Here is a 19,178-nt window from a genome sequence, read left to right on the forward strand (position 1 = left end):
ACCCGCCAGCAGACGACAAGGGGGAAGTGCAATGACGGGCCTAGCATATCCAGGGACGATCGAGAGAAGCGATACGGTCAGCTACGACCGCGACAAGGGATTGCCGGAGATCTTTCGCGCGCATGTGCAGAAGAATCCCTCGGCCACGGCATTGGTTTTCGGCAGCGTCTCGCTGACCTATCGCGAGCTCGACGAGCTCTCCGACAAGGTGGCCGTGACGCTGGAAGAACGGGGCGTCTCGAGGGGTGACGTCGTCGGTCTTCTTCTGCCGCGCAGCCTGGAAACGATCGTCTGCATGCTGGCCGCCCTCAAGGCGGGCGCCGCGTATCTGCCGCTCGATCCGGCCTATCCGGCCGAACATCTCGACTATGTTATCCGTGAATGCGCTCCGAAGGTGATCTTCGCCGAAGCGGCGTCGATCCAGAAGCTGGCGCTGATCCCGGGCCTTCCGAGCAAGGTTTTCGATGCACGGGCGGTTATCGCTGAAGCTTCCGCATCTCCGACGGTCCGCCCGGCCGCGCGGCCGGCCGGCGGCGACGTCGCCTATGTGATGTTCACCTCTGGCTCGACCGGCCGCCCGAAGGGTGTCGTCGTGGCGCATCGCGGCATTGCCAATCTGGTGCTGGAACAGGATTTCAATCCGCTCACCAGCAAGGATGTCGTGCTGCATGCGATGACGATCTCCTTCGATGCCTCGACATTGGAAATCTGGAGCGCGCTGCTGAACGGCTGCAAGCTGGTCGGCATGCCGGATCTGAACTTCTCGATCAGCCGCCTTTGCGACCTGATCGAAGAGCACGGCGTCACCTTCCATGCCTCGACGCCCGGCCTGTTCAATCTGCTCGCCGATTTCGGCCGTGACCGGGTTCAGTCGCTGCGCCATGTGCTGTTCGGCGGCGATGTCGCCTCGGTCGCCCATTCGCTGCGCTTCCTGCAGTCGCATCCGAACTGCCGCCTCACCAACGCCTACGGCCCGACCGAAGCGACGGTGCTGGTGACAGGCTATAATATCCCGGCCGATTTCAAGGGCACCGAAATGCCGATCGGCAAGGCGATCGGCAACACGCAGATCCTCATCCTCGACGATCATCTGCATGAAGTGCCTGTCGGCGAAGAGGGCCAGATCGCTCTCGCCGGCGAGGGGCTCGGCCTCGGCTATTTCAACCGGCCGGAGCTGACGCGCGAGCGCTTCGTCATGGTCGAGACCCGCGATGGTCCGGTCCGCTGCTACCTGACCGGCGATCTAGGCACGATGGATGCCGACGGCACCGTTCATTTCCACGGCCGCCGCGACCGCCAGGTGAAGATCAACGGCAAGCGCATCGAACTCGACGAGATCGAGACGGCGCTGCGCAACGATACGCGGCTTTCGGAAGCGGCCGTCGTCTGCCAGGTGATGGGACCGGAACTGAAGCAGATGATCGCCTTCCTCTGCCCGCGCGAGGATCTGCGCGGCAGGGACCAGGAGTTGACGCGCGATGTCATGGCGACGCTGCGCGGCCGCCTGCCGGCCTTCATGATCCCGAACTCGGCAATCGTCATCGATCAGATGCCGATGACCCGGGCCGGCAAGATCGATCGCTCGAAGCTTCTGGCTCCGGTTGTCGAGGCTGCGCCGAGCGCGATCGAGATTACTGCTGACACCGGCAGCGAGGCGATGCTGACGCGGCTGTGGCGCGATGCGCTGGGCAACAAGCCCGTCGATCTCGACACCAACTTCTTCGATCTCGGCGGCACCTCGCTGCAGCTGATGCAGATCCACGCCCGCATGGAGGCCGAGCTCGGCCGCCAGGTTCCGGTCGTCCAGCTCTTCAAGCACTCGACGATCCGCGAACTGTCGCGCTTCCTCGAGGGCAAACACGACAATTCGGGCCGGGACGCTGCGGCAGCCCTGCGCGCCGAACAGCAGCGCAACAATATGGCTCGGTTCCGGAGGAACACGAAATGACAGGGGATCGTGGGGGCGACGCCGGAGAAGCCTTGCCTGATGCAGGGCAGATCGCAATCGTCGGCATGTCGGGACGGTTTCCCGGAGCGAAGAACGTCGATGCGCTCTGGGACCTCGTCGCATCCGGCGAGAACAGCTTCTACAAGTACAAGCTGGATGAGCTCGAAGACTCCTTTACCGACGAGGAGAGGGCTCTTCCGAATTTCGTCCCGGCACGCCCGGCGCTCGCCGATGTCGACATGTTCGATGCCGATTTCTTCGGGATGTTCCCGAAGGAAGCCGCGGTCACCGATCCGCAGCACCGCATCTTCCTGGAGATCTGCTGGGAAGCGCTGGAAGACGCCGCCTACGACCCTGCCAAGTATGAAGGCCTGATCGGCGTCTTCGCGGGCGCCTCGATGCCGACCTACCTGATCAACAACGTGCTCCGCGACCGCCAGACGGCCGAGGAGATGACCTCGAACTACCAGATCGGCTTCTACCAGCAGATCGTCGGATCGCTGACCGACGCGCTCGCCACCCGCGTTGCCTACAAGCTCGATCTCCAGGGTCCGGCCTTCTCGCTGCAGTCGGCCTGCTCGACCTCGCTGCTTGCCGTCTCCCAGGCCTGCCAGAACCTGCTCACCTATAGCTGCGACATGGCGCTTGCCGGCGGCGTCTCCGTGACCCTGCCGCAGAAGCGCGGCTACATGTACCAGGAAGGCGGCATGGTCTCGCCGGATGGCGTCTGCCGCCCGTTCGATGCCGATGCCGCCGGAACCGTCTTTGCCAGCGGCGCCGGTGTGGTGGCGCTGAAGCGTCTCGAAGATGCGCTGCGCGACGGCGACCGCGTCTATGCCGTGATCCGCGGCTATGCCGTCAACAATGACGGCTCCGAAAAGGTCGGCTTCACGGCGCCCAGCATCGCCGGCCAGGCCAATGTTATCTCGGCAGCCATCGCCAATGCCGGTATCGAGCCTGAAACCATTGGCTATATCGAGTGCCACGGCACGGCCACGCCGCTCGGTGATCCGATCGAGTTCGGCGGCCTCAGCGAGGCCTTTTCCAGCATTTCCGGCCGCCGCCGCAATGTGGCGCTGAGCTCCGTCAAGGGCACGGTCGGCCATATGGATGCGGCTGCCGGTGTCTGCGGCCTGATCAAGACGGCGCTGGCGCTGAAGAATGCCAAGCTCCCGGGCATGCCGAACTACCGTTCGCCGAACCCGCGCATCGACCTTGCCAACAGCCCCTTCTACATCCTCAACGAAATGGCTGACTGGCCGGCCTCCGATACGCCCCGCCGGGCAGGTGTCAGCGCCTTCGGCGTCGGCGGCACCAATATTCACGTCGTGCTGCAGGAAGCGCCTGCCGTTGCCGAGGCGGCGGCGGCCCAGGGTCCGTTCATCGTGCCGCTCTCGGCCCGCACGCCTGAGGCGCTTGCCGCGATGCGCGGCAATCTGCGTGCCCATCTCGAAAGCAAGCCGGATGTGACGCTTGCCGATGCCGCCCACACGCTGCAGACCGGCCGCCGCACCTTCGCCCACAGAAGCGCCTTCGCCGCCATGAACCGCGACGACGCGATCGAGCGGCTGAAGTCCGAGCGCTACACGTCGATGACCGCCGAGGACACAGCGCCGCCGATCGCCTTCATGTTCCCGGGGCAGGGCGCGCAATATGTCGGCATGGGCGCTGCCCTCTATAGCCGCGAGCCGGAATTCACCCGCTGGATCGACCGTGGCGCCGAACTGCTGAAGATGACGCTGAATGCGGATCTGCGCGAATATATCTGCCATTCCGGCGCCGTGACGCAGACGATGATGGACGAGCAGCGCGAGACGCAAATCGCCCAGCCCTGCCTCTATCTCGTCGAGCATGCGCTGGCCCGCCTCTGGATGAGCCGCGGCGTGCGTCCCTTCGCGATGATCGGCCACAGCGTCGGCGAATTCGTTGCCGCGACGCTCGCCAATGTCATTTCCTTCGAAGACGGTCTTCGTCTGGTCGCCACCCGTGGCCGCCTGATGCAGAACCAGCCGCATGGGGCGATGGTCTCGGTGCGCTCCGATATCGAGACGGTCTCGGCGCATCTGCGCGAGGGTGTCGAGATCGCTGCCGTCAACGCGCCGAAGCTCTGCGTCATCTCCGGCACCTTTGCTGCTGTCGATGCCGCCTGCGCCTCGCTCGACAGCGCCGGTATCGCCTATAGCCGCCTGCATACGTCGCACGCCTTCCACTCGGCGATGATGGATGCGGCAGCCGATGCGCTGCGCGACGAGACCGCCCGCGTTACCTATGGCACGGCGACGCTTCCCTATATCTCCTGCGTCACCGGTGACTGGCAGACCGGCGAGCGGGGCACGTCGCCGGATTACTGGGCACGCCATTGCCGCGAAACCGTGCGCTTCGCCGCCGGCCTCGAAACGCTCTGCCGCGGTGTCAAGCCGGTACTGATGGAGATCGGCCCCGGCCGTGCGCTCTCGACCTTCGCCTCGCAGACGCTCGCCAAGGAAAATGTCGCGACGATCATCCAGTCGCTGCCCGAGCATGACCGCGCCGATGCGGCGCCGGAGACGCTCGGCGATGCCGTCGGCAAGCTCTGGATGGCCGGCTGCAACATCGACTGGTCGGCCTGGTCGCGCGGCGGCAGCAAGGTTCATCTGCCGACCTATCCCTTCCAGCGCAAGCGCCACTGGATCGACGCGCCGCCTTCGGCACGCCGCGCCGCGGCAGGCGCTGCTTCACAACCCGTTTCCGTACCCGTGGCAACCCCCGCCACCAGCATTCAAGAGCAACCTACCGGTGAGAGTAAACCAATGACCGTTGCATCCGTTGTCGATCGTGTTCCTGTCATCGAAGCTTCCCTGCTTCGGATTCTGAGCGACATTTCGGGCGAGTCGCTCAGTGCCAGCGATAGTTCCGCAACCTTCCTCGAACTCGGCTTCGATTCCCTTCTGATCGGCCAATTCGCCCAGAAGGTGGAGCGCGAATACAAGGTCAAGATCTCCTTCCGCGAGCTCTTGAGCAACATCCCCTCGATCGCCGATCTCGCCCGCCATCTCGACCGCGAGATGCCTGCCGACAAGGCGCCGGCCGCTGCCGCACCTGTCGCAGCTCAAGCCGCTGCTGCCGCTCCGGTCCAGGTGGTGTCGCAGCCGGTCATGCCGGTTGCCGCACCACGCATCAATCCGCTACCGGCGGCTTCCGGTACGGGCCTCGAAGCTCTGATGCAGTCGCAGCTGCAGGTCATGCAGTCGCTGTTTGCTCAGCAGATGGCGCTGATGCAGGGTGGCGTCTCCGAAGCCGCGCTGATGCCGGCGCAGGTCGTCGTGCCTGCCGCTCCTGCACCGCAGCCAGTCACTGAAGCCGCGCCCGCAGCGCCTGCCGCTGTTGCAGCACCCACTGCGCCGGAAGGCGAGGGTGGTGGCGATGCTCCGCAGGCCTCGCGCCGCATGAAGCTCTACAAGCCGGGCACCAAGAGCACGGTTTCCGAGCTGTCGCCGGAAAAACGCCAGTTCATCTCGGATCTTATTGCCGCCTATGAAACCAAGACGCGCCGGTCGAAGTCCTCGACCGCCCGCTATCGCCGCCGCCTTGCCGATCCGCGCACGGCCTCCGGCTTCCGCCCCGAATGGAAGGAAATGATCTTCCCGCTGGTCTGCGACCGCTCGAAGGGCTCGCGCCTCTGGGATATCGATGGCAACGAATATATCGATCTGGTCAACGGCTTCGGCCAGACGGCCTTCGGCCATGCGCCTGATTTCGTCGTCCGTGCCGTCAAGGATCAGGCCGATGACGGCTTTGCCATCGGCCCGCAGACGCCGCTTGCCGGTGAAGTCGCCGACGCGATCGCGACGCTGACCGGCCACGAGCGCGTCACCTTCTGCAATACCGGCTCGGAAGCGGTCATGGCGGCGATGCGCCTGGCGCGTGCCGTCACCGGCCGCGACAAGATCGTGGTGTTCTCCAACGACTATCACGGCCAGTTCGACGAAGTGCTGGTCAAGGGCCGCAACCGCGCCGACAATCCGTCGGCGATCCCGATTGCTTCGGGCATCCCGGCTGCTTCGGTCTCGAACATGGTCGTGCTGCGCTACGGCGCACCGGAGAGCCTCGACTATATCCGCGGCAATGCCGACGATATCGCCGCCGTCATCATCGAGCCGGTGCAGAGCCGCCATCCGGAACTGCGCCCGGTCGAGTTCGTCCGTTCGCTGCGCCAGATCGCCACCGATGCCGAATTCGCGCTGGTCTTCGACGAGGTCGTCACCGGCTTCCGCGTCGATCCGGGCGGCATGCAGGCGATCTGGGGCATCAAGGGCGACATGGCCACCTACGGCAAGGTCATCGGTGGCGGCATGCCGATCGGTGTCCTGACCGGCAATGCCCGCTTCATGGACGCTCTCGACGGCGGCCACTGGAATTATGGCGATGACTCGGTGCCGATGACGGCACCGACCTTCTTCGCCGGCACCTTCGTCCGCCATCCTCTGGTTCTTGCCGCCATGCGCGCGGTCATCGACCATATCAAGGGCGATGGTGCCATTCTTTATGATTGGGTCGCAGAACGCACCCAGGCGCTGATTGCCGAAATGAATGCCGATCTCGCCAAGCGCGGCATCAGCATGACGATCCACGGCTACAAGAGCTGGTTCATCACCGATTTCGGCGGTGAAGATCCGCTCGGCGCACTCGTCTATCCGCATATGCGCCTGAACGGCATCCATATCCAGGAAGGCTATCCCTGCTTCCTGACGACGGCGCATGTCGAGGAAGACTTCAACGCCATCGCGGCTGCCTTCCGCAAGGCGCTCGATGCCCTGCAAGGCGTCGGTATCCTCGCTCCGGCGGAACGCAAGACCAATGGTGTTTCCAACCCTTTCAAGTCTGAGGACAAGCCGCGGCTGCACTCGGCGCCGCTGACCGAGGCACAGAAGGAAGTCTGGCTCGCCGCCCAGGCCGGTGACGAGGCATCCTGCGCCTTCAACGAATCCTTCCTGCTGCGGCTCGAAGGCGATTTCGACCATGCGGTCTTCCAGCAGGCCGTCGATCGTGTCGCGGCACGCCACGATGCGCTGTCCATCAAGTTCTCGCGCACCGGCGAAAACTTCGAGTTCATTCCGGACTTCCGCCTCGAAGTGCCGCTGATCGACATGTCCGGCGACAGCGATCCGGAAGCCCGCCTGCAGGAAATCCTCGATGGCGAGGCGCGCACGCCCTTCGATCTCGTCGAGGGCTATCTCGCTCGCGCCGCGATCATCAAGCTCGCTGCGGACCAGCATGTCTTCGTCTTCACCGGTCACCACATCATCTGTGACGGCTGGTCGCTGAACATCTTCGTCAACGAGCTCTCGACCGTCTATTCGGCGATCAAGGAAGGCAAGGAGGCGGAGCTGCCGGCGGCCATGTCCTTCGCCACCTATGCGACGCAATATGCGCCGAATTCCGATACCGATCCGGCGACCGAAGCCTTCTGGCTCGATCAGTTCAAGACCATTCCCGAACTGCCCGAGTTGCCGCTCGACCGCCCGCGCCAGGAGCCGCGTACCTTTGCGGGCGGCACCTGCACCGGCTTCATTTCGAGCAAGCACTACAAGTCGCTGAAGAAGGCCGGTGCGAAGTCGGGAGCAACGCTGTTCTCGACGCTGCTCGCCGCCCTGCAGGTGATGGTCGCAAGGCTCTCCGGCCAGCAGGACATCGTCATCGCCATCCCGTCTGCCGGCCAGACGCTCGCCGGTGACGAGGTGCTCTTCGGCCACTGCGTCAACCTGCTGCCGCTGCGCCAGACCGTCGATGCGCATGAGAGCTTCCTGACGCATCTGAAGGCCACCCAGCAGCTGGTGTTCAAGGCCTTCGAAAACCAGGCCTATACCTACGGCACGCTGGTCAGGAAGCTCGGCGTCAAGCGCGACGCCCGCCGCCTGCCGCTGACGGAAATCCAGTTCAACCTGGAGCGTGTTGCCGGTGACGAAAGCTTCGGCGATCTGAAGGCGCAGATGGCGCCGAATGCCAAGGCCTTCTCCAACTTCGACCTGTTCTTCAACATGATCGAAGGCCGCGACAGCGTCCGCATCGACGTCGACTACAATGCCGATGTCTTCGACCGCGAAACGGTCGAGCGCTGGATCGGCCACTTCGACACGATGGTCAGCGCCCTTGCCGACGATCTGACGATGGCGATCGAACAGGTGCCGATGCTTTCGGCCGAAGAACGCTCGTGGCTGATCGGCGATCTCAACGATACGGCTTCCAGCTACGACCAGGAAGAACTCGCCGTCTCGCTCTTCGCCAAGCGTGCTGCCGAGCATCCCGATGCGACTGCCGTCCAGTACGGCGCCGAGACGATCAGCTACGGAGATCTCGAGGCCCGCTCGAACGCCCTGGCGCTGGAGATCCAGATGGCGGTGCCGCAGCCCGGCCAGCGCATCGCGCTGCTCTGCGACCGTTCGATCGCCATGGTCGTCGCCCTGCTGGCGATCATGAAATCCGGCCATGCCTATGTGCCCATGGATCCCGGCCATCCGGTCGAGCGCCTCAGCCAGACCATCGATGCCGCCCGTATCGGCGCGATGATTGCCGATAGCGACGAGATGGCGGCCCTTGCCGCCGGCGTTCCGGTCATTCGCCTCGACAAGACTCGGGATGCTGCGTCGCTGACGGAGGCGGTCCTAAAAAACTTGCCTGAGGCCAGTGCGGCCGCCTATGTCATCTTCACCTCGGGTTCGACCGGCGTGCCGAAAGGTGTCGAGGTTCCGCACCGGGCGCTGACCAACTTCCTCCTGTCGATGCAGCGCGAGCCGAAGTTCACGGCAGACGACAGCATCGTCGCGGTCACCACGATCTCCTTCGATATCGCCGCACTCGAGCTCTACCTGCCGCTGATCTCCGGCGGCAAGGTGATCATCGCCGACCGCCAGACGGTGCAGGATGGCTTTGCGCTGGTCGATCTCGTCAACAAGAGCGGGGCAACCGTCCTGCAGGCAACGCCGACCCTCTGGCAGATGCTGGTCGAGGCCGGGCTGAAGAACCAGCCTTCGCTGAGGATGCTCTGCGGCGGCGAGCCGATGCCGAAGGACCTGGCCCGGACGCTGTTGACGATCGGTGGCGAGCTCTGGAACATGTACGGCCCGACCGAAACCACCATCTGGTCCTCGGTCGAGCAGGTCACCGATGCGGCCAAGCCGATCACCATCGGCCACCCGATCGCCAATACCCAGCTCTATATCCTCGACGAGAGCAACCAGATCGCGCCGATCGGCGTCACCGGCGAGCTCTGCATCGGCGGCGACGGCCTGGCGAACGGCTACTTCGACCGGCTCGATCTCACCGAGAAGGCCTTCGTTCCCGTCGCCTTCGACCAGGGCAAGCCACACCGCCTCTACAGGACGGGCGATGTCGGCAAGCGGCTGGTGGATGGTTCGCTGCAGCTGCTCGGCCGCCGCGACCAGCAGATCAAGCTCAGAGGCTTCCGCATCGAACTCGGCGACATCGAATCCGTCGTCGCCCAGGTACCGGGGATCGCGCAATGCGCCGTGGTTCTTGCCGAGAACGAGAAGGGCGACAAGTCGCTGGTCGCCTATGTCGTCCCGGCCGCAGGAGCAAGTGAACCGTCGCCCGCCGAACTCGCCGCTCATGCCAAGGCGAAGCTGCCGGGCTACATGGTTCCCGCCTTCTGGGTACCTGAAACCCAGCTGCCGCAGACCGCAAACGGCAAGCTCGACCGCAAGACGCTGAAGCTGCGCGGCCTGCCGAAGCGCGAAACGCAGATCATCACCGTCAAGCCGCGGACCGACATGGAGGCCAAGCTGCTCGCCATCTGGCAGGAAGTGCTGAACCTCCCTGACGTCGGCGTCGAGGACAATCTCTACGCACTTGGCACCGACTCGCTCGCCATCTTCCGCATCGCTGCCCGCATGCTGGATGCCGGCCTGCCGCTCGAAGCCAAGCACCTGCTGCGCCATCCGTCGATCGCCGAACTTGCGGCCTTCGCCGAGGAGCAGAACACGATGAGCCAGACAGCGGCTCAGTATCACGTTCCGTCGCTGAAGGACTTCCGTAACGGCGCTCGCCGCAACGGGCTGGGGAGAGCATCATGAGCGTATTCGAAAAGACACCGTCACAGCCGGAAGACGACCAGGAGATCATCGGCGAGTTTCCCTGCACGCAGACACAGCTGCGCTGCTGGATCCTGAACCAGCTCAATCCCGGCAATCCCGGCCTGAACGTGGCGGTTCGCTGGGAGATCCGCGGAAACTTCAAGGCGGCAACGCTGGAAGCGGCCTTCCGCAAGATCATCCAGCGCCATGAGGTGCTGCGCACCAGGATCATCGAGAAGGACGGCCGTCCCTACCAGCAGGTGGTCCAGAGCGTCGATTTCAAGATGCCGGTCATCGACCTGCGCAACATGACGCCGGAAACCCGCAAGAGCCGCGTGCCGTCGATCGGCGAGGAAACGGCGCGGGTGCCCTTCGATCTCGGCAAGGCCGGACTGTTCCGCGTCACGCTGCTGATGATGGAAAACGATGTCGGCGTGCTCCTGATCACCGCGCATCAGAGCTGCTTCGACGGCTGGTCGATCCGTGTGCTTGGCCGCGAGCTCGGCGAGATCGCCGCCGCCATCGATGCCGGGCGCACACCCGACGTACCGGAACTGGCGCTTCAATATGGCGACTACGCGCTCTGGCAGGCCGAATATCTGGAAAGCTACGGTTTCGAGACCGAGAGCACCTTCTGGCGCGAGAAGCTGACCGATGTGCCCTATTTCGAAGTGCAGCCGGACCGCCCGCGCGGTCCGGTCAAGACCACCAATGCCGACCTGATCTCGATCCTGCAGCCGATGGATTTCGGCGACAGGATCGATGCCGCCGCCCGCAAGGCGCGCGTCTCGCTCTACAGTTATGGTGCGGCCGTCATCAGCGCCATGCTCCACCGGTTAACCGGCGACAAGTGCGTGCTGTTCGGCTCGAATGTCGCGGGACGCGAGGATACCGATCTCGAAAACCTGATCGGCGTCTTCATCAACACGCTGGTGCTGAAATACGACATCGGCGGCGATCCGACCTTTACCGAGCATGTGCATGCGGCAAACGAGATGCTGGAAGGCGTTCTCGCCCATCAGCGCATGCCGTTCAACGAGCTTGTAGGGATGATCAATCCGCCGCGTGATCCATCGCGCAATCCGCTGATCTCGGTCAATTTCAACCTGTCGAAAGCCTTCCTCGAAGACCGCCGTTATGGCGAGTTCGAACTGATCAGCGCGCCGTCGCAGTCGCCTGGCGTGATCTACGACCTGAGCTTCATGATGGTCGGCCGCCCGAGCGGCTGGCGCATGTCGATCGAGTACAATACCGACCTGTTCGACCGTGCGACGATCGAGACCTTCCTGCGCTACTGGAAGGAAACCTATGACGCGGTGCTTGCCGATCCGGAGGTTCACCTCTCGGCATTGACGGTGCCGCTGCGCGCCGGCTCGCCGGCGGAGGCCCGCCGTCTCGATCCTGGCAGTGTCGAGGGCGTGCTGCGTTCGCATCCGGCTGTCGGCGAAGCCGCGGTCATATCGGCCGGTGGCGAGACCGGCTCGGTTGCCTTCATCGTGCCGTCGCCGACCTGCGACGAGGCGCTCGACCAGTTGCCTGCGCTGTTGATGCGCCATCTCGAAGCGCAAGTTCCGGCGGCGAAATTGCCGAAGGAAATCAGCGTCCTGATGCGGCTTCCGAAGATGGCTGACGGTTCGGTCGATCGCTCTGCGCTCCGCCTGCCGGCGAAGGCGCCAGCCGCGCCGGTCGCTGCGGCAAAGCCTAAGAACACAGCTTCGTTGAAAGCCGATCCGGAGAAGATGGCGGCGGTTGCGGCGATCTGGAAGCAGGTGCTGAACGTGCCTTCCGTCGAGCCCGGCAGCGATTTCTTCGCGCTCGGTGGCCACTCGCTGCTGGCGCTGCGCATGCTCTCGGCGGTTCGCGAGAAATTCGAGGAGAAGCCCAATCTCGAGCTGCTCTTCCGCGAACCGACGCTGGAGCGCTTCACGGGCGCGGTGTTCGGTGTCTCCCAGGCGGCGCCCGCCAAGGCGGAACCGGTGGAAGCACCGGCCGTAGTCCCCGGCAATCCCTGGGAACTGATGACCTGCAAGCAGGGGAGCGGGGCCTCCGCGGTCTATACGCTGAACCACCCGTTCCTTTACTACAAGCTCGCTGGGGCGCTTCCCGAGAGCACGCCCGTCTACAACGTCAACATGTTCAATGCGCGTCTCGACGATGCGCTTGCCGGCAAGTCCTTCGAGGAGATCGCCGCCCTGGCGATCGAGGCGATGGAAATCCCGCCGCAGGTGACCTCTGTTGCGATCGTCGGCCTCTGCGTCAATGGCATCCTCGCCTTCGAGATCGCCCGGCAGCTGCGCGAGGCGGGCAAGGAGGTGCAGTTCACCGCGATGATCGACGCCTGGGCACCGGGTTACTTCCGGGCGCAGCCGAAGCTGACGCAGAAGCGCTGGAACATGGAACGGCGCGTCAAGCGGTCGATCTACTTCACGCAGAAGGTGCTCGGCGGCCGCATGCGGCTGATCGACTATCTCAAGGAGTTCAACCTGACACTTGGCCTGCTGCGTTTCTTCGGTGTCCGCAAGGGCGAGTATTCGCCCGAGGAAGTCGCCAACGAAGCGGTAACCGGCCTGCTGGTCCGCGCCTCGCGGCAATACAAGCCGGCGCAGACGCAGGATCCGTCGATCGTCTTCCTGCGCAGCGAGGCGCATCACCCACGCGCCGCCAAGCTGCGCTTCGGCTGGGGGGATGCGGTCGCCAAGGATACGGCGGTTGTGAGCCTCAGCGGCTGGCATGAAGACTCGCTCGGCAGCGACGGCATCCGCGAGCTCGCCTCGGCGATCTCGAAGAAACTGGAATCCCAGAGCGCACAATGAACCGCAACCCGGTGATACGGAGCGACGACATGGAACAAGACAGACCGCTGAGGATCGGCGTTCTGGCCGGAACCAAGGATGCGCTGGAAAACTGGCAGCTGGCCATCCTCGACCGGATCAAGGCCGACAAGCGCTTCGTGCTGGAAACGGTCATCGTCCATGACCGTCCGGAGGGCGAGGCGCGAGCCTCCAGGCTGTTCCGGCTGCAATGGCAGATCGAGAACCGCCTGCTTGCCCGCCAGCCGAAATACCTGCCCGGCACCTTCCAGGCGCAGGACCAGCGCTTCGACGTGATGCACGCGATGGCCGACGAGGCGGCGCGGGGCAATTATGTATCGAGACTGGCGTCGGAGCTCGGCCTCGACCTGATCGTGCGGATGACGCCCGCCAGCCTGCCGGCATCGGTGGCGAACCTTCTGCCGCTCGGTGTCTGGTCGTTCAATTTCCTGGACGAGTGCTCGGCCGATGGCAGCTGGTTCGGTTACCGCGATCTGCTGACCAAGGCGCCGGCGACCGAGCTCGTGCTTTCGGCCGATCGAGGCGCTGCCGGCAAGGTGACGATCGCCGCCTGCAGCTTCAACATCAAGATTTCAGCCGCCCGCAACACCGCCTTCATCAAGGAGCGGGCGGTGACGCTGCTGCTGCGCGAGCTGCGCAAGGCGGCGGCGGGCGAGCTTTCGACCGTGCCCGGCCGCCTGCGCAATCCGGCGCCGCCGCCGAGGCTATCGACCGTCATGCGCTATGGCGCGGCACTCGGCCTGCATCTCTTCGAGCGTGCCGCCGCGGCCGCCGGGCGGCGCATGCATCTGCGCGCTGCCGTCTGGACGCTCTATACCGGGCACGGCAAGATCGACGACTTCGATCCGTCGCAATCGATCGAGGTGCCGCCGACCAAGGACGACATCAAGGCCGATCCCTTCCTCTTCGAACACGAGGGCAACTGCTACCTGTTCTACGAGTCCTATTCGACCGGAGGGCACAAGGCGCATATTTCCGTCGGCCGCTTCGAGGACGACCGGTTGGTGCCTGTTGGTATCGCGCTGAATTGCGAGCATCATCTCTCCTATCCCTATGTCTTCCGGGATGGTCACGACATCTTCATGATGCCGGAGACGCATGCGACCAAGCGTGTCGAAATCTGGCGCTGCGTCGAGTTTCCGCTGAAATGGGAGCTTTACTCGACGGCGCTGGAAGGACAATCCGCGGCCGACAACATGCTCGTCCGGCATGGCGGCAAGTGGTGGCTGTTCAGCAATCTCTCCGACTATCACGCCTATGAGGATCACTGTAGCGAGCTCTATATCTACGAGGTCGACGGCCCCGATCTGAAGGGGCTGAAGCCACACCGGCACAATCCCGTCGTGCTCGGCAGTGTCGCGGCGCGCAATGGCGGACGGATGTTCGAGTGCGACGGCCATCTCTACCGGCCCTCGCAGCGCAATACCAACGGCATCTACGGCTATGGCCTCAACATCATGGAGATCGACGAGCTGAGCCCGGAGGCCTATCGCGAGCGCTGCGTGCGCGTCATCACACCCGATTTCAAGACCGGGCTGCATGGCTGCCATCATTTCGATGAGGCTGGTGGGCGCTACATACTGGATGCGCGGCTGACGGCGTAGACCAGTGGGTCTATGAGCTCGTCGAGGCTGCGCCAGCGCAGCTCCGGCGAGCCGCCGCGGGTGAAAACCGCAAGTGCGGCGGCAAAGCCTGCCGCCGGCGCCAGGTTGAAGAGCTTCCAGTTTTCCGGACCTGAGGGATCTGAGTCCAGTCGCGTAAGGAGAGGGGCGGGTTCCGTTCCGATCGAGACGTCGAAGGATTGCAGCGGCAGGGAGAGCCCTTCGCCATGCGCCTTGACGAAAGCCTCCTTGCGCGTCCAGCAGCGGAAGAAGCCTTCGAGATACTCGGCTTGTGGGAGGACCGAGAGGTCGCGGCGTTCGGCATCCGAGAAGAAATAGCCGGCGACATCTTCCTTCAGCGGCGCCACCCGTTCAATATCGGCCCCGATCGTATAGCGGTCCGAAACCGCCAGCAGCGCCAGGCCGGCGCTGTGACTGAGGTTGAACTGAAGGTCCGTGGCATGGACATCGTCGAGCGACGGCTTGCCGTAGCCGTTATAGGTGAAGCGGACATGGCCCGGGGCGACGTCAAGATAGCTTGCGAGGATCTGCCGCAGGCGGCCGCGGCCGGCGATGTAGCGGTTGCGGTCGGCATCGAAGACGAAGCTGGCGGCTCGCGCCCGCTCGTCTTCGCCGAGATGCGGTCCAAGGCTTCGCAGCTGATGCAGCGGCGGCTCGATATCGAACAGCCAGAGGTCGATGATACCGTCGCTGCCGCCCGCGTCAGGTCGCATAGGCGAGCTGTCCGCCGGCCGGGCGCTGCTGCACCATGCGCTTGGCAAGATGCGCCATCAGCATCAGCGGATAGTTTTCGCCGAGGCTGATGCGGCAGGTGCGCCGCAGGATATCCAGCGACTGGGTGCAGGTGTCGCCGCCGTAATCGACGGCCTTGTCGGCCCAGTTATAAGGGTTCATGGCCGGGTGGGCGGTACGCTTCTGCAGGATCGGCTGCCAGTTGGTGAAGACGTGGCGGCTGGAATCGTAAAGGCGGTAGACGCCGCGCTTGTGCTCGGCGGCAAAGCGCTTGGCATCGTCCTCGGTGTCGAAGATCACATGCAGGCCGGCGGCGGCGGCGATGTCATTATGCGGGCCGACGCGCATGACGTCGCTATGCGAGAGGATCTCGGCCATCACGTCGTAGCGGCGGCGCATCTTGGCGATCATCGGGTCGAGCTTGCTCAGCTGGACGTTCAGCATCGCGCCCTGGATCTGGTTGGCCTTGAAGTTGACGCCGAGGATCGGCGGTTCCTTGATGAATTCGAGGTGGCCGCGGAAGAGCGCGCCGATATCGTGGAACATGCGGGCGCGGGCAAAGAGCGTGTGGTCGCCGGTCGCCAGCGCCCCGCCTTCGCCGATGTTGATGTTCTTGAACTGGTTGAAACTATAGGCCGAGGCATGGCCGAAGGAGCCGGTGCGCTTGCCCTTGTAGGTCAGGCCGACGGCCTGGCAGGCATCCTCGATGACGATGAGATTATGCTCCTTGGCGATGCGCATGATGGCATCCATGTCGCAGACCATGTTCGACATGTGCACCGGGATGATCGCCTTGGTGCGCGGGGTGATCTTGCGCAGGATATCGGCCGGATCCATCGTCAGCGTGTGGTCGATATCGACGAGCACGGGAACGGCGCCGGCGGCGAGCGGTGCGGCTGCCGTGGCGATCCAGGTATAGGCGGGAACCAGAACTTCGTCGCCCGGGCCGATGCCGGCGGCGGCGACGGCCGAGATCAGCGCTGCCGTGCCGTTGCACATGGTCAGCGCATGGGCGACGCCGAATTTCTCGCAGAAATCCGTTTCGAAGCGCTTCAGAGGCCCTCCGGTGTCATCGCTGTAGCGGGCAAGCTTTCCGGACAGCATTACCGGCGCAAGCGCCAGCCATTCACGAACTCCGACACGGGCCATTGGTCAAGTCTCCTGCGCTCCCAATCCGCGGCGCTCCTGCCGCGCGACGTCGAACCTTAAAACGGAGCGTCGGGCCGTTCAGCATATCCTTCCGGCTTAGGTGAGGGCGGTGTGGGGTGGCGGACTATCCGAAGTCGGTAGGCGATCTAATCGGCTGGACCTCATTGGACGATTTAGCCGCGTTTGCAGTCTTGCTATCAAGGAGGGCAAGATATTGAAGGGGAAAAGGCTTTGAGCATTCTCGACCTCAGATCCATGCCTGTCCACACGCTGCTGCAGGCGGATGTCGCAATCATCGGCGCCGGCCCTGCGGGACTGACCATCGCGCGCGAACTGTCGCGCAAGGCCGACGTCCTCGTGCTCGACAGCGGCGGCCTTTCCTACGAGCCAGGACCGCAGATTCTGAACGCGGTTGAGAATACCGGCGAGCCCTCCGGCGATCGTCGCGCGCCGGAAGGACGCGGCTATAATGGCAGTCTCTCTTGGCTGAACGACATCCCGGCCTTCGAGCTGCGCAATCGCATGCTCGGCGGCAGCACCCATACGTGGGTCGGCAAATGCGCGGCTTTCGACGAGATGGATTTCGCGCTCAGGCCCTGGCTCAGGCTCTCCGGCTGGCCGTTCGAGCGCAGCGAGCTGATGCCGCATCTCGACCGTGGCGCCGAGCTCCTCAATCTCGGCCCGAACGTCTATGACGCCGGGCTGCATGCGCTGCTGAGGACCGCGCCCGAGAAGCTCAATTTCGACGACCGGACGCTGCGCTATTTCTTCTGGCAGTTCAGCCATGAGCGGCAGAAGCGCGGCGAGCCGATGCGCTTTGCCAATGTGGCGCGCAGTCTGGCGCTATCAGGGACGAAATTCCTCACCAATGCCAATGTGACGGAGATCCGCGCCGAGCAGCGCGGACATCATTCGCTCTCGGTTGCCAGCCCCGAGGGCAATATGGCGACGGTCAGGACGAAGATGGTGGTGCTCTGCTGCGGCGGCGTCGAAAATGCCCGGCTGCTGCTCGCCTCCAACTCGATGTCCTCAGCCGGTCTCGGCAATGCGCGCGGCACGGTCGGGCGCTATCTCGCCGATCACCCGCGCACCACGCTGATGCGATTCCGCAAGAGCAGCGATATCGATGCCGTCGCCCGGCACTTCAATTTCTACGGTCTGAAGCATGACGGAGCGCCGCATTTCTATCTGCGCGGCCTGTCGCTCAGCCCGATGATCCAGGCGCGCGAGGGGCTGACCAATTGCGCCGCCTATCCGGTGCAGATCCATGCGGCCGACGATCCCTGGGCGGCGCTGAAGCGTCTGGCTAAGGGCGAGGGCAAGCGCGCGCTCGGCGATCTCATGACGGTGCTCGGTTCACCGGGCATGCTGACCTCGGGTGCCTATCAGCGCCTCGTCAAGCTGCGTGGCCTGCCGCATCGCTCGGCGGAGCTGCGCTTCGACGTGATGGCCGAGCAGCAATTGGATCCGGAGAGCCGCGTGACGCTATCGGAGAAGCTCGACCGCTTCGGCAAGCCGATCGCCCGCGTCAACTGGAAGATCGGCGAGACGGAGATCGAAAGCATCGCAAGGCTGGCGCAGACGATGTCGGCCGAGTTCCGCCGCCTCGGTCTGCCGGAGCCGGAGCTCGCAGACTGGATCGCCGCCGGCGACCCGTCGGCCGCTGCCTTCATGGACATGGCGCACCCCTCCTGCACGACGCGCATGGGCAGCGATCCCGCGACCAGCGTCGTTGATGGCAATTCGATGGTTCATGGGGTCGAGGGGCTCTATGTGGCCGGAAGCTCGGTCTTCCCGACAGCCGGGCATGCGAACCCGACGCTGATGCTGGTGGCGCTGTCGATGCGGCTTGCCGACCACCTGCAGGAGCGTCTCGCCGAAGAGCGGCGTCCGCTGCCGGGCTCGCAGCCCTCGCGGCAGGTGAGCTAAAAAAGCACCCGCCATCTTGCGATGGCGGGCTCAGTTCTCACCACTTACTCAGTCAAATCTTGCGGAAGTAGAAGCCGGCGCTTTCGGTCCTGCCGAGTTCGGGATGGGTGTCGATCCGTGTCGAGAGCGAGGGGATCGCCCAGCGGTCGACGAGCTCGTATCCGAGGCCGGTGACGTGCTGCAGGAATTCGGCTTCGTTGCGGATCTGGTAGGGCACCCTGGCGCGGCCGATCTGTTCCAGCGTCACGACGGTCGGTCCCTTGCGCAGGGCGACCTTGTTCAGAAGGATATGCTTCGGCGCTTCCGGCATCTCGCCGATCAGCTTGCCGAGCGGCACGTCGAGATACTGCATCAGGCCCGAGCCGAGGAAGAGCGGCGTCGGTCCGGCATCGGCCATCCTGTCGACGAAGGAGAGCCGGGTCAGCTGGTCCTTGTCGGCGAGCTTCTGGCCGGCGCGGACGATGGCCGGCAGGTCGTAGACCACCCAGCGGAAATTCTCGCCGAGCGGCAGATGCGAGCGGAAGGCGCGATATTTGGTGCCCATGTGACCGCCGGCATCGACGAGGCTGCCGGTCTCGCGCACGAGGTCGCGCATCCAGAAGAGGACGGGATAATCCCAGGCGGCGAGGCGGCACATCTGCTCGAAGGCGACGGGCGCGATCTCATCGTGATCGTAGCCCGCAAGGGCGCCGTTTTTGGCTGCGGCAAGCGCTTCCTGATAGCTTGAATAGGCGCCGGTAAAGCGGCGCGGGATAGGAAGAAAATAGCGCAGGCGCCCGCTCAGGGCCTGCAGTGGTACCACGAATTTCTCAGCACGCCGTCTTGCGTCACGCAAAGTCGATGTGCGGCCTTTCAGCGTTACAGTCGTCATCGGCTTTCCCCCGGTGTTGATGAATGG

The 19,178-nt window shown here is 64.3% G+C and carries 8 protein-coding genes; 5 read left to right on the top strand and 3 right to left on the bottom strand.

The window, feature by feature from the left end; genetic code table 11:
* The first annotated feature begins 31 nt into the window (after nucleotides 1-31).
* From ACODR6_RS24295 to ACODR6_RS24310, 4 genes are read left to right on the top strand one after another with little or no spacing between them, the layout of a single operon-like run.
* The gene (locus tag ACODR6_RS24295; protein WP_489024880.1) at nucleotides 32-1,948 is read left to right on the top strand and encodes a non-ribosomal peptide synthetase; all 1,917 of its coding nucleotides are present in this window, start codon (nucleotides 32-34) and stop codon (nucleotides 1,946-1,948) included.
* Complete coding sequence (locus tag ACODR6_RS24300; protein ID WP_489024882.1) at nucleotides 1,945-10,017, top strand: amino acid adenylation domain-containing protein; 8,073 nt, start codon at nucleotides 1,945-1,947, stop codon at nucleotides 10,015-10,017. Before ACODR6_RS24295 ends, ACODR6_RS24300 begins: the two co-directional genes overlap by 4 nt.
* Nucleotides 10,014-12,830: a condensation domain-containing protein gene (locus ACODR6_RS24305; protein ID WP_489024883.1), complete on the top strand. Its 2,817-nt coding sequence runs from the start codon at nucleotides 10,014-10,016 to the stop codon at nucleotides 12,828-12,830. The genes ACODR6_RS24300 and ACODR6_RS24305 overlap by 4 nt, the downstream gene beginning before the upstream one ends.
* 29 nt (nucleotides 12,831-12,859) lie before the next feature.
* On the top strand, nucleotides 12,860-14,452 hold the full coding sequence (locus tag ACODR6_RS24310; protein WP_489024885.1) for a glucosamine inositolphosphorylceramide transferase family protein: 1,593 nt from the start codon (nucleotides 12,860-12,862) through the stop codon (nucleotides 14,450-14,452).
* Here ACODR6_RS24310 and ACODR6_RS24315 read toward each other — a convergent pair.
* Nucleotides 14,422-15,183, bottom strand: coding sequence for a 4'-phosphopantetheinyl transferase family protein (locus ACODR6_RS24315; RefSeq protein ID WP_489024887.1), 762 nt, complete (start codon nucleotides 15,181-15,183; stop codon nucleotides 14,422-14,424). The two genes, ACODR6_RS24310 and ACODR6_RS24315, sit on opposite strands and share 31 nt — an antisense overlap.
* Complete coding sequence (locus ACODR6_RS24320; RefSeq protein ID WP_413710039.1) at nucleotides 15,173-16,351, bottom strand: DegT/DnrJ/EryC1/StrS family aminotransferase; 1,179 nt, start codon at nucleotides 16,349-16,351, stop codon at nucleotides 15,173-15,175. Before ACODR6_RS24320 ends, ACODR6_RS24315 begins: the two co-directional genes overlap by 11 nt.
* Before the next feature lie 231 nt (nucleotides 16,352-16,582).
* Between ACODR6_RS24320 and ACODR6_RS24325 the strand changes: the two genes are divergently transcribed.
* Entirely contained in the window at nucleotides 16,583-18,280 is a 1,698-nt protein-coding gene (locus ACODR6_RS24325; RefSeq protein WP_489024889.1) for an FAD-dependent oxidoreductase, read from the top strand.
* 52 nt (nucleotides 18,281-18,332) lie between these two features.
* Here ACODR6_RS24325 and ACODR6_RS24330 read toward each other — a convergent pair whose 3' ends face one another.
* On the bottom strand, nucleotides 18,333-19,151 hold the full coding sequence (locus tag ACODR6_RS24330) for a methyltransferase, TIGR04325 family (protein WP_112711351.1): 819 nt from the start codon (nucleotides 19,149-19,151) through the stop codon (nucleotides 18,333-18,335).
* Between the last annotated feature and the right edge of the window lie 27 nt (nucleotides 19,152-19,178).

This window comes from Rhizobium sp. FG96 (assembly GCF_057808655.1).